This window comes from Sphingopyxis terrae subsp. terrae NBRC 15098 (assembly GCF_001610975.1).
GTDB classification, from domain to species: domain Bacteria; phylum Pseudomonadota; class Alphaproteobacteria; order Sphingomonadales; family Sphingomonadaceae; genus Sphingopyxis; species Sphingopyxis terrae_A.
Genome location: NZ_CP013342.1, coordinates 781,834 through 803,031, shown reverse-complemented (window position 1 = coordinate 803,031; position 21,198 = coordinate 781,834). Strand labels below are relative to the sequence as shown.

At 65.8% G+C, this 21,198-nt stretch carries 26 protein-coding genes, 1 tRNA gene and 1 pseudogene; 24 read left to right on the top strand and 4 right to left on the bottom strand.

Annotated features, from left to right (window positions below; translation table 11 throughout):
• Position 1 precedes the first annotated feature (1 nt).
• The 6 genes from AOA14_RS03955 to AOA14_RS03930 are packed head-to-tail and all read left to right on the top strand — an operon-like array spanning position 2 to position 3,545.
• Positions 2-460 (top strand): DoxX family protein, encoded by a 459-nt coding sequence (locus tag AOA14_RS03955; RefSeq protein ID WP_062900851.1) that lies wholly within the window; start codon positions 2-4, stop codon positions 458-460.
• Positions 457-978, top strand: coding sequence for a sigma-70 family RNA polymerase sigma factor (locus AOA14_RS03950; protein WP_003052645.1), 522 nt, complete (start codon positions 457-459; stop codon positions 976-978). Before AOA14_RS03955 ends, AOA14_RS03950 begins: the two co-directional genes overlap by 4 nt.
• A gap of 1 nt (position 979) precedes the next feature.
• Positions 980-1,630 (top strand): NrsF family protein, encoded by a 651-nt coding sequence (locus AOA14_RS03945; protein WP_062900850.1) that lies wholly within the window; start codon positions 980-982, stop codon positions 1,628-1,630.
• A 55-nt stretch (positions 1,631-1,685) separates the two neighbouring features.
• Positions 1,686-2,447: a head GIN domain-containing protein gene (locus AOA14_RS03940; RefSeq protein WP_062900849.1), complete on the top strand. Its 762-nt coding sequence runs from the start codon at positions 1,686-1,688 to the stop codon at positions 2,445-2,447.
• Between the two features lie 43 nt (positions 2,448-2,490).
• Complete coding sequence (locus AOA14_RS03935; protein ID WP_062900848.1) at positions 2,491-3,201, top strand: head GIN domain-containing protein; 711 nt, start codon at positions 2,491-2,493, stop codon at positions 3,199-3,201.
• Between the two features lie 32 nt (positions 3,202-3,233).
• Positions 3,234-3,545 (top strand): YdeI/OmpD-associated family protein, encoded by a 312-nt coding sequence (locus AOA14_RS03930; RefSeq protein ID WP_062900847.1) that lies wholly within the window; start codon positions 3,234-3,236, stop codon positions 3,543-3,545.
• A 53-nt stretch (positions 3,546-3,598) separates the two neighbouring features.
• On the opposite strand, the gene AOA14_RS03925 is transcribed toward AOA14_RS03930, so the two are convergent.
• Both AOA14_RS03925 and AOA14_RS03920 read right to left on the bottom strand, forming a co-directional pair.
• Positions 3,599-4,036, bottom strand: coding sequence for a VOC family protein (locus AOA14_RS03925; RefSeq protein WP_003052658.1), 438 nt, complete (start codon positions 4,034-4,036; stop codon positions 3,599-3,601).
• A gap of 13 nt (positions 4,037-4,049) precedes the next feature.
• Positions 4,050-4,853: an aspartate dehydrogenase gene (locus AOA14_RS03920; protein ID WP_062900846.1), complete on the bottom strand. Its 804-nt coding sequence runs from the start codon at positions 4,851-4,853 to the stop codon at positions 4,050-4,052.
• A gap of 184 nt (positions 4,854-5,037) precedes the next feature.
• Between AOA14_RS03920 and AOA14_RS03915 the strand changes: the two genes are divergently transcribed.
• The 14 genes from AOA14_RS03915 (at position 5,038) to dmpG (ending at position 16,787) form a co-directional block, all read left to right on the top strand.
• Positions 5,038-5,865: a sulfite exporter TauE/SafE family protein gene (locus AOA14_RS03915; RefSeq protein ID WP_062902989.1), complete on the top strand. Its 828-nt coding sequence runs from the start codon at positions 5,038-5,040 to the stop codon at positions 5,863-5,865.
• Between the two features lie 116 nt (positions 5,866-5,981).
• Positions 5,982-6,896 (top strand): fumarylacetoacetate hydrolase family protein, encoded by a 915-nt coding sequence (locus AOA14_RS03910; RefSeq protein ID WP_062900845.1) that lies wholly within the window; start codon positions 5,982-5,984, stop codon positions 6,894-6,896.
• Complete coding sequence (locus AOA14_RS03905; protein WP_062900844.1) at positions 6,893-7,945, top strand: ABC transporter substrate-binding protein; 1,053 nt, start codon at positions 6,893-6,895, stop codon at positions 7,943-7,945. The genes AOA14_RS03910 and AOA14_RS03905 overlap by 4 nt, the downstream gene beginning before the upstream one ends.
• Complete coding sequence (locus AOA14_RS03900; RefSeq protein ID WP_062900843.1) at positions 7,942-8,499, top strand: VOC family protein; 558 nt, start codon at positions 7,942-7,944, stop codon at positions 8,497-8,499. The genes AOA14_RS03905 and AOA14_RS03900 overlap by 4 nt, the downstream gene beginning before the upstream one ends.
• Complete coding sequence (locus AOA14_RS03895) at positions 8,496-9,248, top strand: ABC transporter permease (protein WP_062900842.1); 753 nt, start codon at positions 8,496-8,498, stop codon at positions 9,246-9,248. The genes AOA14_RS03900 and AOA14_RS03895 overlap by 4 nt, the downstream gene beginning before the upstream one ends.
• Entirely contained in the window at positions 9,245-9,994 is a 750-nt protein-coding gene (locus AOA14_RS03890; RefSeq protein ID WP_062902988.1) for an ABC transporter ATP-binding protein, read from the top strand. The genes AOA14_RS03895 and AOA14_RS03890 overlap by 4 nt, the downstream gene beginning before the upstream one ends.
• Positions 9,994-10,821, top strand: coding sequence for an alpha/beta fold hydrolase (locus AOA14_RS03885; protein WP_062900841.1), 828 nt, complete (start codon positions 9,994-9,996; stop codon positions 10,819-10,821). The genes AOA14_RS03890 and AOA14_RS03885 overlap by 1 nt, the downstream gene beginning before the upstream one ends.
• A complete protein-coding gene (locus AOA14_RS03880) occupies positions 10,818-12,290 on the top strand; it encodes a 2-hydroxymuconic semialdehyde dehydrogenase (RefSeq protein ID WP_062900840.1) in 1,473 nt (490 codons plus the stop codon). The genes AOA14_RS03885 and AOA14_RS03880 overlap by 4 nt, the downstream gene beginning before the upstream one ends.
• A gap of 9 nt (positions 12,291-12,299) precedes the next feature.
• Positions 12,300-13,079, top strand: coding sequence for a 2-keto-4-pentenoate hydratase (locus AOA14_RS03875; protein WP_062900839.1), 780 nt, complete (start codon positions 12,300-12,302; stop codon positions 13,077-13,079).
• On the top strand, positions 13,076-13,519 hold the full coding sequence (locus AOA14_RS03870) for a RidA family protein (protein ID WP_062900838.1): 444 nt from the start codon (positions 13,076-13,078) through the stop codon (positions 13,517-13,519). The genes AOA14_RS03875 and AOA14_RS03870 overlap by 4 nt, the downstream gene beginning before the upstream one ends.
• A gap of 4 nt (positions 13,520-13,523) precedes the next feature.
• The gene (locus AOA14_RS03865; RefSeq protein ID WP_062900837.1) at positions 13,524-14,048 is read left to right on the top strand and encodes a 3-hydroxyanthranilate 3,4-dioxygenase; all 525 of its coding nucleotides are present in this window, start codon (positions 13,524-13,526) and stop codon (positions 14,046-14,048) included.
• Positions 14,045-14,830, top strand: coding sequence for a 2-keto-4-pentenoate hydratase (locus tag AOA14_RS03860; protein ID WP_062900836.1), 786 nt, complete (start codon positions 14,045-14,047; stop codon positions 14,828-14,830). The genes AOA14_RS03865 and AOA14_RS03860 overlap by 4 nt, the downstream gene beginning before the upstream one ends.
• On the top strand, positions 14,827-15,768 hold the full coding sequence (locus tag AOA14_RS03855; protein ID WP_062900835.1) for an acetaldehyde dehydrogenase (acetylating): 942 nt from the start codon (positions 14,827-14,829) through the stop codon (positions 15,766-15,768). Before AOA14_RS03860 ends, AOA14_RS03855 begins: the two co-directional genes overlap by 4 nt.
• Complete coding sequence (dmpG, locus tag AOA14_RS03850) at positions 15,765-16,787, top strand: 4-hydroxy-2-oxovalerate aldolase (protein WP_062900834.1); 1,023 nt, start codon at positions 15,765-15,767, stop codon at positions 16,785-16,787. Before AOA14_RS03855 ends, dmpG begins: the two co-directional genes overlap by 4 nt.
• A 28-nt stretch (positions 16,788-16,815) precedes the next feature.
• Here dmpG and AOA14_RS03845 read toward each other — a convergent pair whose 3' ends face one another.
• Positions 16,816-17,664, bottom strand: a complete 849-nt coding sequence (locus AOA14_RS03845) for a methyltransferase domain-containing protein (RefSeq protein WP_062900833.1) — start codon at positions 17,662-17,664, stop codon at positions 16,816-16,818.
• Positions 17,665-17,716: 52 nt separating this feature from the next.
• Here AOA14_RS03845 and AOA14_RS03840 point away from each other — a divergent pair.
• From AOA14_RS03840 to AOA14_RS03825, 4 genes and pseudogenes are all read left to right on the top strand, one after another.
• A pseudogene (locus tag AOA14_RS03840) lies at positions 17,717-18,560 on the top strand (double zinc ribbon domain-containing protein).
• A gap of 18 nt (positions 18,561-18,578) precedes the next feature.
• A complete protein-coding gene (gene grxC / locus AOA14_RS03835; protein ID WP_062900832.1) occupies positions 18,579-18,839 on the top strand; it encodes a glutaredoxin 3 in 261 nt (86 codons plus the stop codon).
• 3 nt (positions 18,840-18,842) lie between these two features.
• Complete coding sequence (locus AOA14_RS03830) at positions 18,843-19,310, top strand: DUF1178 family protein (protein ID WP_062900831.1); 468 nt, start codon at positions 18,843-18,845, stop codon at positions 19,308-19,310.
• A gap of 48 nt (positions 19,311-19,358) precedes the next feature.
• Positions 19,359-19,435, top strand: a tRNA-Arg gene (locus AOA14_RS03825).
• Here AOA14_RS03825 and AOA14_RS20355 read toward each other — a convergent pair.
• A complete protein-coding gene (locus AOA14_RS20355) occupies positions 19,394-21,016 on the bottom strand; it encodes a recombinase family protein (protein WP_409372290.1) in 1,623 nt (540 codons plus the stop codon). The two genes, AOA14_RS03825 and AOA14_RS20355, sit on opposite strands and share 42 nt — an antisense overlap.
• Positions 21,017-21,198 lie beyond the last annotated feature (182 nt).

The window sequence follows — 21,198 nt, the reverse complement described above, 5'->3', positions numbered from 1 at the left end:
CATGAAGCAGATTGTCGCATTTTACGATCGCGGCGTGGCGATCGTTTCGGGCCGGTTCGTCGAAAGCGTCGCCCTGCTGCTGCTGCGCGTCGCGCTGGGCGGCGTCTTCTGGCGATCGGGGCAGACGAAGGTGGTCGAAGGGAGCTTCCTTGCCATCGATCCCAACACTTATGACATGTTCCGCAACGAATTTTCCGGCCTGCCGCTCGACGCATCGATCGCGGTGCCGCTGACGACCTGGGCCGAGCATCTCTTCCCCGCGCTGTTGATCATCGGCCTTGCTACCCGCTTTTCGGCGGGCGCGCTGCTGGTGATGACGCTCGTCATCCAGATATTCGTCTTTCCCGACGCGTGGTGGCCGGTCCATTCGCTGTGGACCGCGATGGCCGCGATCCTGATCGTGCGCGGCGGCGGTCTGTTTTCCCTCGACGCCTTGCTTGTTAGGATGCGCGGGAAATGAGCCTCGACGAACCTTCGCTCGCGCGCCTGATGGCCGCTTCGCAGCGGGGGGATCGTGCGGCCTATCGCGCGCTGCTCGGCGATTGCCGGACATGGCTCGCGCGCTATTTCGCGCGGCGGATCGCGCCGCATCAGGTCGATGATCTGATCCAGGAAACTTTGGTGTCGATGCATCGCAAGCTGGCGACCTGGGACAGCGATCGCGCTTTTCTGCCGTGGCTCGCCGCCATCGCGCGCTATCGCTGGATCGACATGTTGCGCCGCCAGCGTGACGAGGCCGAACTCGGCGACAATGACGCCGCCGTGGGCGCCGAGGACGAGGCGGTCCATGCGCGGCTCAGCCTCGATCATCTGCTCGCGCTGTTGCCGCCGAAACAGGCGCAGGCGATCACGCTGGTCAAGATCGAGGGCGCGTCGATCGCCGAGGCATCGCGGATTTGCGGGCAGAGCGAATCGCTGGTGAAGGTGAATATTCATCGCGGCTTGAAAAAGCTCAGCCAATATATTGAAAGCGAATGACATGACGGACGTATCGATCGACGATCTGATCGACGGCCTGGCCGATGATCTGAAGCCGATCCGGCCGCGCCGGCTGCTGCGCGGCGGGGCCTGGACCGCGGCGGCGTGGCTGATCGGCGGCGGCACCCTGCTGTGGCTGCTGGGTATGCGGCACGATCTGGCTCATGGTGCCTCTATGGCGCCGATGCCGATGTTCGCCTTCTGGCTGATCGTCGCGCTGGGACTGGCCGCAACCTGGAGCGCCTTGCGCATGGGGCTGCCCGGGGTCGGGCGCGACTATAGCGGTTGGCGCTGGGCCGGGCTCGCGGCGCTCGCGCTGCCGCTGACTGCGCTCGTCGTCGGGCTGGGCGATACCCATGCGGCGATGCACGGGATGGACCCGCACGGCGGGATGCGCTGCACGCTCGACGGGCTGCTTGCCGGGCTCGGCGTCGGAGCGGCGCTGTTCGCATGGCTGAAGGGTGGGGCGCCGACCTCGCTCGAACGCGCCGGCTGGGTTGTCGGGGTGGCGGCAGGTGCGGCGGGTGCGGCGGTGCTCGCGCTTCATTGTTCGTCGGACAATATGGTCCATATCGCGCTGTGGCACGGGCTTGTCGTCATCCTGTCGGCGATTGCCGGGCGCCTGATCCTGCCGCCGCTGCTGCGCTGGTAGGCCTGACTGGACAGTGTGCCTCCTCTGTGTTAGGCGACTAATACAGAGGAGATTGATGATGCGAAACCGGTTGATTGGCGTTTTGCCGCTGGCGCTTGTGATGGCGACCGCGGCCTGTGGCGGATCTTTCACGATCGACAGCGACAAGGACAGCAAGTCGGGTGCCCGCGATGCGGGTCCGGTTACCTCCCGCGGCTTCGAGCTGAACGGCTTCACCGGCGTCAAGGTCACCGGCCCCGACGACGTCACGATTCGCCAGGGCGACGCCTTCGCCATCACGGCCAAGGGGCCGCAAGGCGAGCTCGACCAGCTCGAGATCGTCACCGACGGTTCGACGCTGTCGATCGGCCGCAAGCGCGACGGTTTCAGCTTCGGCGGGCGCGACCATGAAGGCGTCGAAATCAGCATCACCATGCCGAAACTGTCGATGCTGCGTCTGACCGGATCGGGTTCGATCGACGCCGACAGTGTCGATGGCGACGCGCTGGAGGCGACGGTGACCGGATCGGGCGACCTCAAGGTCGCGAAGATGACCGGGCAGAGCGCGAAAATCGCGATTTCGGGATCGGGCGACGTCGATATCGGCGGCGGTACGATCAATTCGGGCGCGATCAGCGTGACCGGATCGGGCGATGTCGATGCCAAGGGGCTTGCGGCGCAGACGCTCGACGTGTCGGTCGCGGGATCGGGCAATGTCGAAGGACAGGCGAGCGGTACCGCGGCGATTAATATCCTGGGGTCGGGCGATGTGACGCTGACCGGCGGTGCGACCTGCACCTCGCGCGAGATGGGATCGGGCACCGCGACCTGCAAATGATCGCGCGCTGGTGCCGCCGCCGCGAACCGGTTAAGGCGGCGGCATGACCAGCAACATGCGATGGGCCGCGATCGCGGCGACCGCCCTCTTGTCCGCTGCGTCGGCGCACGCCGCCGAAAAGCGCTTCGGCCTCACCAGTTTCGCGGCGATCGAAGTCGGCGCCGATGTCGATGTCGAGGTGGTGACACGCGCGCCGGTGAGCGCGGTGGCAACGGGATCGCAGGATGCGCTCGACCGGCTGACCGTCGAAAATCGCGATGGACGGCTGGTGATCGGGATGCGCCAGTTCGCGGGTGACGACCGCCGCGGCAGTTCGCCGGGCGCGGTGCTGCTCCGCATCAACGCCGCGACGCTGCAATCGGCAACGCTGGTCGGCGCGGGGTCGCTTCACATCGACGGGATGAAGGGCCAGCGCGTCGCACTCGGCCTGCGCGGTCCCGGCAAGCTGAGTGTCGATGCGGTCGATACCGACCGGTTGGCGGTTGCGATGATCGGCAACGGCACGCTGACGCTCGCCGGCAAGGCGAAGCAGGCGCAAATGACGCTGTCGGGTTCGGGAGTCGTCGATGCCGGCAAGCTGGCGGTCGACGGACTGATTTCGGACAGCGAAGGGACGGGCGACCATATCTTCAACGCGGTCAAATCGGCCGCGATCACCGCGCGCGGCAGCGGCAAGACCGTGGTGCTGGGGCGCCCGGTCTGCACCGTGCGCAACGTAGGCACCGGCACGGTGGCGTGCGGCAGGGCGCGCTAGGCCGCGCGGCGGAAAGCGGAAGGGAAGCTGGCGTGAGCGATGATTTTCTTCAGGGCACCGTGCATGAGGCGGCCGACGATATGCAGGCCGCGATATGCGCCGATCCGGCGGTCTTCGCGCTATGGCAGGGACTGACGCCGCTCGGGCGCAATGAATTCATCTGCTGGGTGGATGATGCGAAACAGGCGGCGACGCGCGCCCGGCGCATCGGCCGCACCGTCGAGGAGTTGCAGGAAGGCAAGAAGCGCCCCTGCTGCTGGGCCGGCTGCATCCACCGCACCGACAAGGCGCCAAGCCGGTGGCAACAGGCGGTGCTGATCGACGGCAAGGCGAAGGCGCGCTAGGCGGAGCCGCAAGCGACGCGCATTGCGCCGCCACTAGCCCGCCGCCGCGCTCCCTAGCTGGCGCTTTTGAAGCTTTCGGTGCCGGCCCAGCCGCGTTCGGACACGTCCACCATCACATTCTCCGGCCCCGTCATCTTATATTCGGCATTGTCCTTGGCGGGGTTTTTGCCGAGGCCTTGCGCCAGATTGACGTCGTGGCGCGGCGCGTAGCCCGAATTTTCGAAGCGTTCGACCACTTCGGCGATATCGTCGCACTGGAAACCGATGTGGTGCAGCCCGGTATAGCCTTCGGGAAATTCCATTCCCGCGGCGGGGCGGTTCTTGAAACACAGCAGCGCGATGTTGATGTGGCCGTCGGTGACATAATAGCCGCGCGCGTTGCGGCTATCGATCTTGCCCGCGACGGTCCAGCCGAGGACTTCGGTGAAGAAGCCGACCGAATTGTCGGGGTCGGCCGAGGCGATTGCCACATGGCGGAGGCGCGTGGTCATCGGGGAAACCTTTCTATGTTCCGATACGAATGGGGCTGACGAGATCGTGCAACGCCGCGACGATGCTCTGTGCGGTGATGCGGCCGGTGCCGGGATTTTCGTCGGTGGGGATATTCTCGATCGCGAGTTCGAAGCGCGCGCTATCCGAATCGACGACGATGCGGTGCGTGTTGCGCGTAAGGGCCGGGTCGGCCCAGATTTCGAGCCGCGTCTGGTCGGGGCCTGTCCCGGCTAGGCCCAATGCAGCGGCGACATTGACGTTGGCCGGAAAGGCGATGGCGCCCTCGCGCGCGCTGCCTTCGAATATCTTCAGCGGTTCGTCGATTTCAGTGAGATCGATGCCGTTGTGCACGACATGGTCGGCCTTGATGAGTGATTTGACCGGTTTGCGCGTCACCATTGTCACCGAATTGATATGGCCGATCGCCGCCGCGCGCACCGCATCAAGGCCCAGCAACGCGCCGGTCGCAAGGATGATGCGGCCGCCATGGTCGCGTGCGAACTCGGCCGCCCCGGGCCATTGCATCAACGCCGCGCCGCTGACCGTAACCAGCGTCTTGCCTGCGCATAGCGTCGCTTCGGCGATGTCGCGGAACGCCGCGGTCGGCGCGCTGTCGACGATGACATCGGACAAGGCGACGAGTTCAGCGGTATCGACGACGGGAACCGGCCGTGCGAGCTGTGCCATGGCGACTTCGGCGCGAGCGCGATCGCCTGCCGATACCGCGGCAAGCGCCAGCGGCAGATCGCTATTCTCTATATGGCGCGCGACGACGCGGCCGATGGTGCCGAACCCGGCGATGCCAATGCGTTTCATGATCCTGCGCTAAGGGGGCATTGCTATATACGATAATATCGATTTCCCGTTTCGCTATCTGCGAACGGCTATAAAGGTGCTTGCGCCACTGCTATCTATTTTTGATTATAGATAGGCGCATTTTCTATCTTTGACTGCATATCGTCTGCCCCGCACAAGCAGGATCGAACTGTTGGGGGAGGCCATGCAGGCGCTTTTGAATCCGGATATGGCGATGCTTGCGGCGATGATGCTGTTGACCGGCGCGGTCGGCGGCGTGATCGCGGGGATGCTGGGCGTCGGCGGCGGGATCGTGATCGTCCCGGTACTCGACCTCGTGCTCGCGGCGCTGGGCATAGATTCCTCCGTGCGCATGCATGTCGCCGTCGCGACCTCGCTTGCGACGATCATCCCCACCGCTATCTCCTCATCGCGCGCGCACGAAGCCAAGGGCGCGGTCGATCATGACCAGCTCAGGCGCTGGGGCGTCGCGATCTTCCTCGGAGCGATCGCGGGCGTGCTGCTCGCGAGCCGCGTCAGTGGCGACGTGCTGTCGGCGGTGTTCGGCATCGTCGCTTTGCTCGTCGCGGTGAAGATGCTGCTCCCGCTGGAGGGCAAGCATATTGCCGAGACGATGCCGGACGGCGTGGTCGGGCAGGCGATTCCCTTCGCGATCGGCGGCATTTCCAGCATGATGGGTATCGGCGGCGGTACGCTCAGCGTGCCTGTGATGACCTTGTTCAACGTGCCCATTCACCGTGCGGTGGGCACCGCGGCGCTGTTCGGGTTACTGATCAGCGCGCCCGCCGCGGTTGCCTTCGTCGTTACCGGCTGGCACGTCGAAGGCCTGCCGCCGGGCAGTCTCGGCTATGTCAACCTGATCGGCCTCGCCGTCATCGGCCCCGCCACCTTCCTCACCGCGCCGTGGGGCGCCCGCATCGCGCATGCGCTCTCCAAACGCCAGCTCAGCATCCTGTTCGGCCTCTTCCTCACCGTCGTTGCGGTGCGGATGCTGATCCGGGCGTTCGGGTGAGGGCGGCATGGCCTGCGCTCGAACGCCGCACCGTGCTGGCTGCAATCGGCTCCGTCCTGGCCCTCGGTCGCACCGCCCCCGGTTTTGCCCGCAATTTTACAAAGGATGATCGACGCATGACCCGCTTTGCTCTTGCCACCCGCGCCACACCGGACGGTGACCGCCCGACGATCCGGGTCGGCAACGCTTTTCATGATCTGCACGATGCGGCGTCAATGCACGGCTTTGCCGCGGTGGCGGGCGATATGACCACGATCATCCGCGACTGGGATGCCCGCCGCGAAGGGCTGTTCGCGCTCGCCCGCGCTTTGGAAGGTGCAGCGGCTTCCGTAGAAACGCCCGCGCTTGCAGCACCGTTCGAACCGCGGCGCATCTTCGCCGCCGCCTCGAACTTCATCGAACATGCCCAAGAAATGCAGACCAAGCTCGCCGCCAAGGCCGAGAGCGAACCCTATATCTTCCTGAAGACCGTCGAAAGCGTCGTCGGCCCGAACGAAACGGTCGTCGTCCCGCCGCAGGTTTCGCGCCCCGACTGGGAGGTCGAACTCGGCGTCGTACTCGGCCGCGCAGGCAAGAATGTCGCCGCCGCCGATGCGCATGACCTGATCGCGGGCTATACGATCGTCAACGACGTTTCGGCGCGCGACCGCACCCGGCGCAGCGACTTTCCCTTCTCGCACGACTGGTTCCGCGGCAAGAGCTTCGACAGCTTCACGCCGCTCGGCCCGGTCTTCGTGCCGCGCGACTGCCTCGGTGATCCGCACGACATCCGCTTGGGCCTCAAGATCAATGGCGAGGCGATGCAGGACGGCAACACGTCGGAGATGATCTTCAACATCTACGAACAGATCGCCTATCTCTCGACGATCCTTGAACTCAAGGCCGGCGACCTGATCGCCTCGGGAACCCCCGCCGGGGTCGGCATGGGGCGCGGCGTCTTCCTGAAGGACGGCGATGTCATGGACGCTTGGGTCGAAGGGATCGGCGATCTCCGTAATCCCGTCTCGGCACCGCATTTGCCGCGCGCATGACGCAAAGCACCGCCTTTTCGCGCCGCGCGCTGATTGCGCCGCTGCTCGTCGTCGCAGCGATCGCCGCGTTGACCTTGTGGAGCGCGTTCGGCGGCAACGCGCCGCAGGCCGCGAAGCAGGCGGACGGCGCGCGAACCGTGCGCTTCAACATGGCGTGGCTGCCGCAGGGCAGCATGGCGGGCATTTTCGTCGCAATCGACAAAGGCTATTTCGCCGATGCCGGACTCAACGTCGAACCGGTGCGCGGTTTCGGCGGCATGCGAACCGCGAACGAGCTCGACCAGGGCATGTTCGAATTCGCCTATATCGACCCGCTGTCGGTCGCGCTCAGCCGCGCCAAGGGCGGCAAGGTCCGGATGATCGGCGGCATCAACATGCGGCTTCCTGCCGGCGCTTGTTTCGTCAAGGAACGCCATCGCATCTCTGCCCCCGCCGACCTTGCCGGTCTGCGTTTCGGCGCCGGGCAAAGCTCGATGATACAGGCGCTGCTCCCGGCGTGGCTCAAGGATAATGGCGTCGACCCGGCGCGCGTCGAGCAGATCCAGCTCGACCCGGCGATCGTCGTCTCTTCGCTCGTCGAGGGGCGGATCGATGCCGCCGAATGCTGGCTCGGCAATTCGATGGCACTGTTCGACAAGGCGGCGAAGGCGAAGGCGGTGACGATCGGGCGCATCGCCTATGCCGACTTCGGGCTCGACGTTTACGGCAGCGGTTTCGCGACGCAGGACGCGCTGATCGAAAAGCAGCCCGATCTCGTGCGCGCCTTCCTGAAGGCCGCCTATCGCGGCTATGCCGACGCCGCGCGCGATCCGAAGGGCGCGCTCGCGATCATCCGCAAATCCTATCCCTTGCTCGACGAGGCGGTGACCAAACGCCAGATCCGCGAGACTGCCGACCTGATGGCGGCCGAGGGCGGTTCGCATCGCCTGACGCCCGAAAAGGTCGCGCGCACCGTCACCTATCTGCAGGCGAGCGGCCAGCTTCGGGGCTTTGACCAGACGCCGCAGCTCTTCACCAACGTCTTCGTTCCGATGGGGAATCAGCCATGACCGATCCCGCTTCCTACCGCCCGCGCCCGACGCGGCTCGGCCACCTCGTGCTCAAGGTGCGCGACATCGACCGGAGCCTCGCTTTCTATACCGAGGTCGTCGGGCTCAGCGTGTCCGACTGGATCGACCATCATATGGTATTCCTGCGCGCGGGCGAGGATCATCACGACCTCGCGCTGCTCCAACTGCCGCCGGGGCACAGCGCGATCCCCGAAGGCCATTATCCCGCGGTCGAGCATTTCTCCTACCGCCTCGAAACGATCGAGGAGATGGAACAGGTCGCCGAGATGCTCGTCGCGCGCGCCATCCCGATCGACCGCGGCATCGGCAAGCATGGCCCGGGGGCGAACAGCTTCCTCGTCTTCCGCGACCCCGACGGCAACAATGTCGAATTCTACACCGACATGACGCAGATCACCGCCGACAGCCCCTATGAACCCTCGGTTTGGGACGGGAAGGACCTCGAAACCTTCGACCGCTGGCACCTTGATCGCTTCCTCGTACCGCCACCAGCGCGCATCGTCGCCTTGCTGGGCAAGGACGGCGACGCGTGAGCAGGTGGTTCAATCGCGACGCCGCGATCAGCATCGCCTTCTTTGCGGCGCTCGGCCTCGCATGGGAATATGGCGTCCGCTGGTCGGGGGTACAGTCCTACCTGCTGCCGCCGCCGACCGCGATCCTCGGCGAGCTTTGGCAGTCGCGCGGGCCGATCCTGTCGCAGAGCCTCGTCACGCTGACCGAGGTGTTCTGGGGCTTCATCATCGCGGTCGCGCTCGGCGTCCCAATCGCGGCGCTAATCTATTTCTCGCGTACCGCGAAAAGCACGGTCTATCCGCTGTTCGTTGCGTTGCAGAGCATTCCCAAGATCGGGCTCGCGCCGCTGATCGTCGTCTGGTTCGGCTACGGCCTCGCGTCGAAGCTGATCATGGCGTTCCTCTTCGCCTTCTTCCCGATCATCATCGCGACGCTCGGCGGACTGGCGAGCACGCCCGCGCATCTCGAAGAGCATTTCCGCGCACTCCGTGCCTCGCCGATCCAAAGCTTCTGGCGGCTGCGCGTGCCCGCCGCCTTGCCGAGCTTCCTCGACGGCTGCAAGGTCGCGATGCCGCTTGCGGTGATCGGCGCCGTGGTGGGCGAGTTCGTCGGATCGAACGACGGCCTCGGCAACCTCATCCTCACTGCCTCGGGTTCGGGGCATACGACATTGACCTTCGCGGCGCTGATCGCCGTGACGATCCTGTCGCTCCTCCTATTCTACGGCGTCGCCTATTGGGAACGCTTCATCTGGTGGCGCGCGGCATGAGCGCGGTGATCTCCATGGCCGGCGCCGGCAAGGCATTCGATGGCCGCAACGTGCTGACCAATGTCAGCGCCGAAATCGGCACGGCCGAATTCGTCTCGGTGCTCGGGCCTTCGGGCTGCGGCAAGAGCACACTTCTGCGCCTGATCGCCGGGCTCGAGCCCTTCGACGACGGCGGTATATTGTTCAACGGCGCGGTGGTGCAGGCCCCGTCGCCCGATATGGGCTTCGTCTTCCAGACCTCGAACCTGCTGCCCTGGCTCAATGTCCGCGACAATCTGCTGCTCGGGGTCGATCTCGACCCGGCGGCGAAACGTCCCGACGCGGCGGCGCTGGCCGAACTGGTGGAGACGCTGGGGCTGACAGGCTTCGAGGACAGCCATCCGCACCAGCTTTCGGGCGGGATGCGCCACCGCGTCGCGATCGGTCAGGCGCTCGCCCGCGGACCGCAGGTGCTGCTGATGGACGAGCCCTTCGGCGCGCTCGACGCGTTGACCCGCGACCGGCTCAATATGGAGCTGCTGCGCATCTGGCAGCGCGACCGCAAGACGGTGCTGCTCGTCACTCACAGCATTTCGGAAGCCGTACTGCTCTCCGACCGCGTGCTGGTGATGTCGGAGCGGCCGGGGACGATTATCGAGGATGTCCGCATCGACCTGCCGCGTCCGCGCGATCCGAGCATGACGCGCGAGGATCCGGCGTTCGGCGATTATGTCGTGCGGCTCAGCAAATTGATGGGAGTATCGTGATGGACAGCGGTATGCTGGTGACGGCGGGTGCCGAAATATACTGGCAGGCGCTTGGGGAGGGTCCCGCGGTCGTACTTGCGCACGGCATCGGCGGCAATCATGCGATCTGGTATCGCCAGATCGATGCGCTCTCGCGCTCGAACCGCGTTATCACCTTCGATCACCGCGGTTTCGGCCTGTCGCGCGACCTCGACGGGCGCGGACGCGATGCTTTCGTCGAAGACCTGACCGCGCTGCTCGACCATCTGGGGGAAACGAAGGTGGCGCTCGTCGGTCAGTCGATGGGCGCCGGCACCTGCATCGGTTTCGCGCACCGCGCGCCCGAGCGTGTTGCCGCGCTTGCCATCTGCGACAGCCTGCACGGGATCGCCGAAAGCGCCGAGATCAGGACGATCATGGACGCCGCGCGCGCGAACACCGCCGACCTCGCGCAGATCGAGCGCGTGCTTGGTGCCAATGCGCCGCGCGAGCTGGCGGCGCTCTATCGCCAGATCGCAAGCTTCAACATCGCCGATCGCCACAATCTGGCGGGCCGCTTCGACGCGCGTCCCGCGGCCGATCTCGGGGGTAAGGGGTTCCCGATTCTCTTCCTTTGCGGGGTCGAGGATCGGCTTTTTCCGATCGAGGCGGTGCGCGTCGCGCAGGCCGAGGTTGCGGGTTCCTTCCTCGTCGAGATCAACGACGCGGGCCATTCGGCCTTTCTCGAAGCACCAACACAGTTCAACGACACGATCCTGTCGCTGCTCCAGATGGCAGGCCATGTCGGCAAGGCTGGTGCGGCGCACAGCAATGCGGCGGGCTATGTTGCGGTCGGAGGGGCGGCATGAGCGCCTATCCTTTTGCTGAACGCCCAGTGCTGAATTATGTCGATGGCGCTTTCGTCGAGGGCGAAGGCTGGTTCGACAATGTGAACCCGGTCGATGGCAGCGTCGCGGCGCGCGTCTCGCAGGCGAGCCGCGATCTGGTCGATCGCGCCGTCGCAGCCGGGCGCGCCGCGCTCAAGGGACCGTGGGGCAAGATGTCGCAGGCCGAGCGTTGCAAGCTGCTCGTCCGCATCGCCGAGGGGATCGAAGCACGCTTCGAAGAATTCGCGGCCGCTGAGATCGCCGACACGGGCAAGTCGCTGCATCAGGCGCGGACGATCGACATTCCGCGCGGCGCCGCCAATTTTCGCGCCTTCGCCGCACTCGCCGAGGCGCGCGCGATGCCGAGTTTTCGTACCGACCTCGCCGACGGGCGCAGTGCAATCAACTATGCGATCGCGCGGCCGTTGGGGGTCGTCGCGATCGTTTCGCCGTGGAACCTGCCGCTGCTGCTGATGACGTGGAAGGTCGCGCCCGCGCTCGCCTGCGGCAACGTCGTCGTCGTCAAGCCGAGCGAGGAAACGCCCTCGACCGCGACCCTGCTCGCCGAGGTAATGGATGCGGCGGGAGTGCCGCCGGGGGTGTTCAACCTCGTCCACGGCTTCGGCGCCGACTCCACCGGCGAATGGCTGACCGCCAACCCCGATATCGACGCGATCACCTTCACCGGCGAATCGGCGACCGGCGGCGCGATCATGCGCGTTGCCGCGGCCGGGGTGAAACCCGTGTCGTTCGAGCTCGGCGGCAAGAATGCTGCGATCGTCTTCGCCGACTGCGATTTCGACGAGGCGGTCGCGGGGACGGTGCGCTCGGTCTTCTCGAACTGCGGACAGGTGTGCCTGTGCACCGAGCGCATCTATGTAGAGCGGCCGATCTTCGACCGCTTCGTCGCCGCGCTCGCCGAACGCGCGAAGGCGCTGACCGTCGGCGATCCGTGGTCGGGTGCCGACATGGGGCCGCTGATCTCGCATGGCCACCGCGAGAAGGTGCTGTCCTATTATGCGCTCGCGCGCGAAGAAGGCGCGACGGTCGTGACAGGCGGCGGCGTTCCCGAACTCGATGGTGCACTCGCGGGCGGCGCCTTCGTGCAGCCGACGATCCTGACCGGTCTCGCCGACGATGCGCGCTGCGTGCGCGAGGAGATTTTCGGCCCCGTCTGCCACATCGCGCCTTTCGACAGCGAGGAAGAGGCGATCGAACGCGCCAACGATACCGATTATGGCCTTGCCGCGGCGATCTGGACGCGCGACGTCGGTCGTGCGCACCGCGTTGCGGCACAGATGGAAGCGGGCATCGTCTGGGTCAACGAATGGTTCCTGCGCGACCTTCGTACGCCCTTCGGCGGTATGAAGCTGTCGGGCATCGGCCGCGAAGGCGGCGAACATTCGCTGAATTTCTATTCCGAACCGACCAATATCTGCGTGAAGCTGTAAGAGGATCTCATGGCCGACATTGCCGCCATCGCCGCAAGGCTCGACACCGCCGCCCGCGAGGCCAAGGCGATCCCGCAGATCACGGGGGAGGCGGGCGATCTGCCGCTCGCCGACGCCTATGCCATCCAGCGCGCCGCGATCGATCATCGCCTCGCGCGCGGCGCGACGCTGGTTGGCGTCAAGATGGGCTTCACCAGCGAAGCCAAGATGGCGCAGATGGGGCTCAAGGACCAGATCTGGGGCCGGCTGACCTCCGACATGGTCGTCGTCAACGGCTCCACGATCGAGCGCGCACGCTTCATCCACCCGCGCGTCGAGCCCGAGGTCGCTGTGCTACTGAAGGCGCCGCTCGCGGGCGAGGTCACGCGTGCGGAAGCGCTCGCGGCGGTCGATGCGGTCGCCGCAGCGCTCGAGATCATCGACAGCCGCTACGAGAATTTCCGCTTCGCGCTCGGCGACGTGATCGCCGACAATGCGTCGTCGTCGGCCTTCGTCACCGGGCCGTGGCTTGCCGCCCATACCGACGTGTCGGACGTCGCGATGACGATGCGCGTCGATGGCGAGGTTGTGGAGACGGGGACGAGCGCGGCGATCCTCGGCGATCCGATCCGCTCGCTCGTCGCCGCGGCGCGGCTTGCGGGGGCGGCGGGGCTGGTGCTTAAGCCGGGCTGGACCATAATGCTCGGCGGCGCGACCGCCGCGGCCGCGATTGGCGTTGCGCGCAGCGTGTCGCTCGACGCCGGTCATCTCGGCCGCGTCGGCTTCACGATCAAGGGAGGGGCGGCATGAGCGAGAACGCCGAAAATAGAGGGGGCAGGGTGATCCCTGGCAAGGCGCGCCCGCGTGGCCGCTTTCCGCATTATCGCCGCGCCGGCGATTTCGTCTTCGTCTCGGGCACCAGTTCGCGCCGCGCCGACAACAGCTTTGCAGGCGCTTCGGCTGACGAATATGGCACGGTCACCCTCGACATCGCGCAGCAGACGCGCGCGGTGATCGAGAATATCGGCGCGATCCTTGCCGACGCGGGCGGCTCGCTAGCCGACGTCGTCGACGTAACGAGTTTCCTCGTCAGCATGAACGATTTCGGCGGCTATAACGCTGTCTATGCCGAATATTTCGACGAAGCCGGTCCCGCGCGGACGACCGTCGCGGTCCACCAGCTTCCCCACCCGCATCTGCTGATCGAGATCAAGGCTACCGCCTTCATCCCGCGCGCGCCCAAAGGATGACGCCATGCTGACCTATGGACTGCCCTTCAACTTTCGCGAATGGATCGAAGATCATCGCGAGGTGCTGCAACCTCCGGTCGGCAATGCGCAGATCTGGGAGGATGCCGACTTCATCGTCACCGTCGTCGGCGGTCCGAACCAGCGCACGGACTATCACGTCGATCCACTCGAGGAGTTTTTCTACCAGATCGAGGGCGACATGAACCTGCGCCTGTGGACCGATGACGGACCGAAGGACATGCCGATCCGCGAAGGCGACATTTTCCTGTTGCCGCCGAACGTCCCGCACTCGCCGCAGCGCCCCGTCGCGGCCAGCGTCGGCCTCGTTATCGAACGCAAGCGCCCCGACGGGTTGATCGACGCCTTCCAATGGTATTGCGACGATTGCGGCCATATCGTCCATCGCGTCGAGGTGCAGCTCCAGAGCATCGTCCGCGATCTGCCGCCCTTGTTCGAAGCCTTCTACGCCAGCGAGGAACTGCGCACCTGCGGCCACTGCGGCGCCGTCCATCCGGGCAAGGCGCGATGACGGCAACCCACGAAGCCGTCGCCCGTCGCCTGCGCGATGCTTATGGGGGCGGGGTTGTTCCGCCGCTCCGCGATGCGCTGGAACCGATCGATGTCCAGGGCGCCTATGCGGTGCAGACGATCAACACGCGCTTCTGGGAAGCGCAGGGCCGGCGGATTGTCGGGCGCAAGGCGGGGCTGACCGCGAAGGCGGTGCAGGCGCAACTCGGCGTCGACCAGCCCGACTTCGGCGTCCTGTTCGACGACATGCGCGTCGCCGATGGCGGACGCCTCGATCCGGCACGGACGATCCAGCCGAAGGCCGAGGCCGAGATCGCCTTCATCCTTGGCGGCGACCTGTCCGATCCCGATACGACCACCGAACAGGTCGCGGCGGCGGTCGCGAGCGTTCACGCGGCGATCGAGATCGTCGACAGCCGAATCGCCGACTGGAAAATCACCTTCGCCGACACCGTTGCCGACAATGGCTCCTCGGCCTTCTTCGTGCTGGCCGACGAGGGATCGCCGCTCGCCGGACTCGACCTCGAAGGCGCCGCAATGGAGATGACCGTCAATGGCGCGGTCGCATCGACCGGCGTCGGCGCGGCCGCGCTCGGCAACCCGCTCAACGCCGCCGCCTGGCTCGCGCAGACGCTCGCGAGTCGCGGCGAGCCGCTGAAGGCGGGCGATATCCTGCTCGCGGGTGCGCTCGGGCCGATGGTCGCGCTGACCTCCGGCGATCAGGTCGAGGCGCGCATCGCCGGCATCGGCACTTGCAGCTTCACCTATGGAGCCGGACAATGACGAAGACCAAAGTCGCGATCATCGGGTCGGGCAACATCGGCACCGACCTGATGATCAAGATCATGCGCCTGTCGGACGTGCTCGAAATGGGCGCTTTCGTCGGCATCGACCCCGAATCTGATGGTCTCAAGCGCGCAGAACGCCTCGGCATTCCGGTCACCGCCGAAGGACTCGATGGCCTGATCGCGCTGCCGGGATTCGCCGATATCGCAATCGTTTTCGATGCAACCTCGGCGGGCGCCCATAAGCACCATAGCGAGGCACTGATCGCCCACGGCAAGCGCGTCGTTGACCTGACACCGGCGGCGATCGGTCCCTATACGATCCCGCCGGTCAACGGGGTCGCGCACCTCGATGCCGATAACGTCAACATGGTAACCTGCGGCGGGCAGGCGACGATCCCGATCGTCGCGGCCGTGAACCGCGTCGCCAAGGTGCATTATGGCGAGATTGTCGCCTCGATCGCGTCGAAAAGCGCCGGCCCCGGCACGCGCGCCAATATCGACGAGTTCACCGAAACGACGAGCGAGGCGATCGTAAAGGTTGGCGGTGCGACGCGCGGCAAGGCGATCATCGTCCTCAACCCCGCCGAGCCGCCGCTGATCATGCGCGATACCGTCTATTGCCTGTGCGACGACGGCGACCGTGCGGCGATCCGCCAGTCGGTCGAGGACATGGTCGCCGAAGTACAGACCTATGTCCCCGGCTATCGCCTCAAGCAGGCGGTCCAGTTCGAAAGCATCGGCGGCAATGCGCCCTTACGCATTCCCGAAATGGGCGGCAGCTTCACGGGCCTGAAGGTCAGCGTCTTCCTCGAGGTCGAAGGCGCGGCGCATTATCTGCCGGCCTATGCGGGCAATCTCGACATCATGACCTCGGCGGCACTCAAGACCGCCGAGAAGATCGCGCTCCGCATGAACGAAGGAGTGGCCGCATGAGCTTCGACCCGACCACGACCAAACTCTATATCCAGGACGTCACCCTTCGCGACGGAATGCACGCGATCCGCCACCAATATGGGCTCGACCATGTCGGCGCGATCGCGAAAGCGCTCGACGCCGCAAAGGTCGATGCGATCGAAGTGTCGCACGGCGATGGTCTGCAGGGATCGAGCTTCAACTATGGCTTCGGCGCCCACACCGACTGGGACTGGATCGGCGCAGTTGCCGAGGTGCTCGAGCATAGTGTGCTGACGACGCTGCTGCTGCCGGGCATCGGCACGGTTCACGACCTCAAGCGTGCATACGACCTTGGCGTTCGCTCGGTGCGGATCGCGACCCACTGCACCGAGGCCGACGTCGCGAAACAGCATATCGAGGCGGCGCGGGGGCTGGGTATGGACGTATCCGGCTTCCTGATGATGAGCCACATGTCGGAGCCCGACGCGCTCGCGAACCAGGCGAAGCTGATGGAGGATTATGGCGCACATTGCGTCTATGTCACCGACAGCGGCGGCGCGCTGACGATGGACGGTTATGCAGCGCGCCTCGCCGCCTACGACCGCGTCCTCAAGCCCGAGACGCAGCGCGGGGTCCACGCGCACCACAATCTCAGCCTCGGCGTCGCGAACAGCATCGTCGCGGTGCAGAATGGTGCGATCCGCGTCGACGCCAGCCTCGCCGGCATGGGGGCAGGGGCGGGCAATGCGCCGCTCGAAGTCTTCATCGCCGCCGCCGATGTATATGGCTGGAACCATGGCTGCGACCTGTTCGCACTGATGGATGCGGCCGAGGAACTGGTGCGCCCGCTGCAGGACCGCCCGGTGCGCGTCGATCGCGAGACACTGACGCTCGGCTATGCGGGGGTTTACTCCAGCTTCCTCCGACATGCCGAAAAAGCGGCGGCCGAGCACGGCCTCGATACGCGCGCGATCCTCGTCGAACTCGGCCGCCGCAAGATGGTCGGCGGACAGGAAGACATGATCGTCGATGTCGCGCTCGACATGGCGAAGCAATAGGCGCCGGTCGCCGAACTGCGCAGCCGACCTAGGGGCGGGGAGACAGCGCGTCGATCAGCGACGCCGTGCCGCTGCCGCGGCGGGCGGGACGGGGCTGGTCGGGGTGCGGCGCCCAGCCGCTGAAATGGATGATACGGAATTGCTCGGCAATGCGGCCGTCGGGGTCGGCGCCTTCGGCAAAGGCGGCCGCGATGCGCGCGGCTTCGGCGCGTGTGAGCGGCAGCGGCGTCGGCGTGAGGCGGCTCGTGAGGCCCGCCGCGCGCAGATCGCGCACGAGCCCCGGCAGCGCCGCATAGCGCACGGTCAGCGCCTCGACATCGACGACGGGCAACGCAAAGCCGGTGCGCTGGAGCAGATTGCCCATCGCGGCGAGGTCGATCTGCGGATGCATCCGCGCGATGGTGCGCACCCCCTCTGCCATCGTCGCACGGCGCAGGCGCGGCAGGCTGCCGTCGCCGACAAAGGCGCCGAGCAGCAGGCCATCGGGCGCCAGCAGCGCGCGCAGCCGTACAAGCGCACCCGGAACGTCGTTCACGGCGTCGAGACCGCCGGGCCAGAAGATCAGATCATATTGGCCGAGCGGCAGGTCGATTGCATCCACCTCACCCACCATCGCGCCGGTCGCCGCGGCGAGCCGCGGTCCGGCCTCGAAGAGGTCGAGCGCCCGCCCGCGTGCGCGCAACGCGTCGGCAAGTGCGGCATCATGGGCGCCGATCAGCAAGATGCGGTCGAAGTCGCGTGTGACCATTTCCAGCCGGTCGAGCAGCGTTTCGGCCAGGATCGGCGCAAGGAAATTGGCGTCGGGGGGCAGGCGCGCCAGCCGGTCGCGCTGGGCGCGGTGGCGGGCGGCGGAAAAGAGCGGCGGCGGCTGCGACATGGGCGCGCTTGTGCCGCCGGGCGCGATGTTTCACAAGAGGCCGCTGGCGACGATGGCCGAAGACAGCGAGGATGATGCGCCGGCGCCGGCGGCGCCCGTCCTGTCGCGCGGCATTCGGCGACTGGGCACGGCGCTGCTCGATTATGCGCTGCCGCCGCGTTGTCCGGGGTGCGGCCTGGTAGTGGGTGAGGTCGGGCAGTTCTGCCTCGATTGCTGGAATTCGCTGCATTTTCTGGATGGCCCTGCATGCGCCTGCTGTTCGGTGCCGCTGCCGACGGCGCTCCCCGGTGTCGCGAGCGAATGCGGCGCGTGCCTGGCCGATCCGCCCCCGTTCGACGGCGCGCCAGCGGCTTTGGCCTATGGGCCCGTCGCGCGGACGGTGGCGCTACGGCTCAAATATGGACGGCGCCTCGGCCATGCCCGGCTGATGGCGCGCCTGATGGCGCGGCCTTTCGAGGCGCTGGCGGGCGAAGCCGAACCGCTGCTCGTGCCCGTTCCGTTGCACCGCTGGCGGCTCTGGTCGCGCGGCTTCAATCAGGCCGCTGATCGCCGACGAACTGGCGCGGCTGACCGGCGCGGCGCATGATCCGCATCTGCTGGTCCGGCGCAGGGCGACCGCGGCGCTGCGCGGCAAGGGGCGCCGCGAGCGTGAGAAGATCGTCGCGGGGGCCTTCGCGCTGGCGCCCGATGCCAAGGCGCGCGCGGCGGGTCGGCACCTCGTCCTCATCGATGATGTGCATGCGAGCGGGGCAACGCTGCGTGCTGCGGCGCGGGCGCTGCGCCGTAGCGGTGCCGCGCGCGTGTCGGCGCTCTGCTGGGCGCGCGTCGTCCACGATGTGCCGGACAATGCCGCGCCATTTGACTTTGCGGCGCTCGATTCCGATATGCAGCGGTGAAAGGATGAAATCAGTCCCATGGCCAGGATCGAAGTCTATACCAAATTCCTCTGCCCCTATTGCACGCGGGCGAAGGCGCTGCTCGAGAACAAGGGCGCCGCGTTCGACGAGATCGACGTGACGATGGACCGCGCCGGGTTCGACGCGATGGTCGCACGGGCTGGCGGTCGCCGCACGGTGCCGCAGGTGTTCATCGATGGCCAGCATATCGGCGGCAGCGACGATCTGGCGGCGCTCGATGCACGGGGCGGGCTCGACCCGCTGCTCGGCGCGGGCTGACTCTTGATCGTCTTCGATCTCTGCTGCGACGCCGGGGATCACCGGTTCGAGGCCTGGTTTGCGAGCAGCGACAGCTTCGCCGACCAGCAGGCGCGCGGCCTGATCGCCTGCCCGATATGCGGCGACAGCAGGGTGAAGAAGGCGGTGATGGCGCCGCGCATCGGCGCCAAGTCGAACCAGCAGGCTGTCGCCGCGCCGACACCCGCACCGGCACCCGATGCGCCGCCGTCCGCCGAAATGATCCGCACCGTCCTGGCGGCGATTGCCGCGAAGCAGGCCGAGATGTTGCCGCAATCGCGCTGGGTCGGACGCGATTTTGCCGATGCTGCGCGTGCGATGCACGAAGGCCGCGCGCCCGAAGACCTGATCCACGGGCAGACCTCGCCCGAAGAGGCGCAGGCGCTGCATGACGACGGGATCGCCGCCATGCCACTGCTCGTCCCGATCGCGCCGCCCGACGCCATCAACTGACCGCGCCGATTGACGCTGCGCGCCTTGCCCCGCTAAACGAGCGCCGACGCGCCCGTAGCTCAGCAGGATAGAGCATCAGATTCCTAATCTGGGGGCCACAGGTTCGAATCCTGTCGGGCGCACCATTTCCGTTCAGCTTTGGGCACCATGTGGGGCGGCACGCCCATAGCAGCGCGTGACAGAGCGGCTTTCGATCCGGAGATACGGATTTCCTTATGTCCGACTTCGATCCGATCAACGAGCAGACGGATATAATCCCTTCGCGCTGCTGAGGCTTGGCCGCGCAGCTTATTCCGCATCAACGAGCCGAATTTCTCAACAATCTCCGGCGTGATTCGACGCTCGCCATCTGCAATCTGACGTTCCAAAGCGTCAATATCGATTGCGATTGCGCGCTTCTGCGCTGCGATGTTGGCAATTTCAGCAGCGATCTGGGGATCGTCGGGGGCGTAAAGCCCGGAGCGAACCAGCTTAATGACGTTGGCGCTTTCGCCATCTAGCAGTGTCAGGCGAGCACGAAGTTGCTTCAGGCCTTCGCGGCGGCCGACTTGAACTTCTTCACTGCGGTCGATCCACGCGGATAGCAGTGCTTTGAGCCGGTCGGGGCCGAGAATATGTTCAGAAACGGCGTTGACCACCAGATCGTCGAGCGCGTCCATTCGGATTCGCCGACCTTGACATTGCGTTGCCCCCCTCGCTGCGCGGCGATGACAAGCATAGTAGCGGTATCGTCCACTCTTGCCAGTCGACGTGGTCATGCCGCCCCCGCAACCGTCTCCCCCGCATCCGCAGACGACAGAGCCAGTCAGGAGGTTGCCGTTGGTCTTGACCGCAGCAACGCCCATCTTTGGATCGCGCGCGGCCATTTGCGCCTTGGCGGCATAGAACAGCTCTTCGCTGATGAGCGGAGGAACAGGGATTGGCACCCATTCATCCTCGGGGCGCGCTTCTCCCGTGCGGGAGTCGCGCTGATTATAAAACGCGACGCCGATGTAAGCGGTGTTGGTCAGAATAGCATGGACATTAGACACGCTAAACGGCTTGCCCCGCAAGCGTTCACCCCGTTCATTCAGGAGCTGAGCGAGATTCGTGATACCAATCGGCCGGCCCTTGTATCCTTGCACGTAGGTTTCAAAGATAAAGAGTGGGAGATGTTGGGTCTCGAGATCAATCACGAGCTTTCGGCGGTCCTTGCCTTTGGGTTGCGGAACCGCAACGGTCTTATAGCCTATTGGCGGCGTCTGGCCGTTCCAGAAGCCGTTCGCGGCATTGGCCAGCATCGTGCGCTTCACGTGCTTGGAGTTTTCCGCGCTGTGATATTCATCGAACAGCGCCAGCATGCCGACGGACAAATCCGCAGCGGGGTTATCGCCGAAGGCCTGGGTGATGGAAATGATCCGCACCTTGTGTCGCCGAAGCTTCTCTTTGTATTGCATGAAGTGAAGCGCATTACGGAACAGCCGCGATAAGGAATGAACGAGTATGATATCGACGGGTCTGTCGTCGCTCATTGCGAGGGCTATCATCGCCTGAAATTCGGTTCGCCCGTCCTTGGTGGCGCTAGCGCCCGCGTCGATGAAGGTTGCGGCTTTGCAGGCGCCATGTTCAGCGATCCAGCGTTCGGCCCAATCAATCTGATCGGTGATAGACAGCTCATTGTCCGCCTGCTTGCGCGTGGAAACACGGGCATAGATGGCGACCCGCATTCCCTGATGATCTTTACTCATGGGGGGTTACTCCAAACAGCTCTGCGATCGCGAGGCCGAACCATCGATCAATGAGTTCGGCCTCGGCCGGAATCGACGACCATGAATCATCGAAGTGGTAACTGACAAGAGGAAGGACCGCGTCGTTCGTCTTGATGCGCTGTCGCGTTCCGGGACGCGCT

Coding starts and splice junctions, on each gene's coding strand:
- AOA14_RS03955 (WP_062900851.1), top strand. CDS start 2: ATGAAGCAGATTGTCGCATTTTACGATCGCGGCGTGGCGATCGTTTCG.
- AOA14_RS03950 (WP_003052645.1), top strand. CDS start 457: ATGAGCCTCGACGAACCTTCGCTCGCGCGCCTGATGGCCGCTTCGCAG.
- AOA14_RS03945 (WP_062900850.1), top strand. CDS start 980: ATGACGGACGTATCGATCGACGATCTGATCGACGGCCTGGCCGATGAT.
- AOA14_RS03940 (WP_062900849.1), top strand. CDS start 1,686: ATGATGCGAAACCGGTTGATTGGCGTTTTGCCGCTGGCGCTTGTGATG.
- AOA14_RS03935 (WP_062900848.1), top strand. CDS start 2,491: ATGACCAGCAACATGCGATGGGCCGCGATCGCGGCGACCGCCCTCTTG.
- AOA14_RS03925 (WP_003052658.1), bottom strand. CDS start 4,036: ATGACCACGCGCCTCCGCCATGTGGCAATCGCCTCGGCCGACCCCGAC.
- AOA14_RS03920 (WP_062900846.1), bottom strand. CDS start 4,853: ATGAAACGCATTGGCATCGCCGGGTTCGGCACCATCGGCCGCGTCGTC.
- AOA14_RS03915 (WP_062902989.1), top strand. CDS start 5,038: ATGCAGGCGCTTTTGAATCCGGATATGGCGATGCTTGCGGCGATGATG.
- AOA14_RS03910 (WP_062900845.1), top strand. CDS start 5,982: ATGACCCGCTTTGCTCTTGCCACCCGCGCCACACCGGACGGTGACCGC.
- AOA14_RS03905 (WP_062900844.1), top strand. CDS start 6,893: ATGACGCAAAGCACCGCCTTTTCGCGCCGCGCGCTGATTGCGCCGCTG.
- AOA14_RS03900 (WP_062900843.1), top strand. CDS start 7,942: ATGACCGATCCCGCTTCCTACCGCCCGCGCCCGACGCGGCTCGGCCAC.
- AOA14_RS03890 (WP_062902988.1), top strand. CDS start 9,245: ATGAGCGCGGTGATCTCCATGGCCGGCGCCGGCAAGGCATTCGATGGC.
- AOA14_RS03885 (WP_062900841.1), top strand. CDS start 9,994: ATGGACAGCGGTATGCTGGTGACGGCGGGTGCCGAAATATACTGGCAG.
- AOA14_RS03880 (WP_062900840.1), top strand. CDS start 10,818: ATGAGCGCCTATCCTTTTGCTGAACGCCCAGTGCTGAATTATGTCGAT.
- AOA14_RS03875 (WP_062900839.1), top strand. CDS start 12,300: ATGGCCGACATTGCCGCCATCGCCGCAAGGCTCGACACCGCCGCCCGC.
- AOA14_RS03870 (WP_062900838.1), top strand. CDS start 13,076: ATGAGCGAGAACGCCGAAAATAGAGGGGGCAGGGTGATCCCTGGCAAG.
- AOA14_RS03865 (WP_062900837.1), top strand. CDS start 13,524: ATGCTGACCTATGGACTGCCCTTCAACTTTCGCGAATGGATCGAAGAT.
- AOA14_RS03860 (WP_062900836.1), top strand. CDS start 14,045: ATGACGGCAACCCACGAAGCCGTCGCCCGTCGCCTGCGCGATGCTTAT.
- AOA14_RS03855 (WP_062900835.1), top strand. CDS start 14,827: ATGACGAAGACCAAAGTCGCGATCATCGGGTCGGGCAACATCGGCACC.
- dmpG (WP_062900834.1), top strand. CDS start 15,765: ATGAGCTTCGACCCGACCACGACCAAACTCTATATCCAGGACGTCACC.
- AOA14_RS03845 (WP_062900833.1), bottom strand. CDS start 17,664: ATGTCGCAGCCGCCGCCGCTCTTTTCCGCCGCCCGCCACCGCGCCCAG.
- grxC (WP_062900832.1), top strand. CDS start 18,579: ATGGCCAGGATCGAAGTCTATACCAAATTCCTCTGCCCCTATTGCACG.
- AOA14_RS20355 (WP_409372290.1), bottom strand. CDS start 21,016: ATGCGGGTCGCCATCTATGCCCGTGTTTCCACGCGCAAGCAGGCGGAC.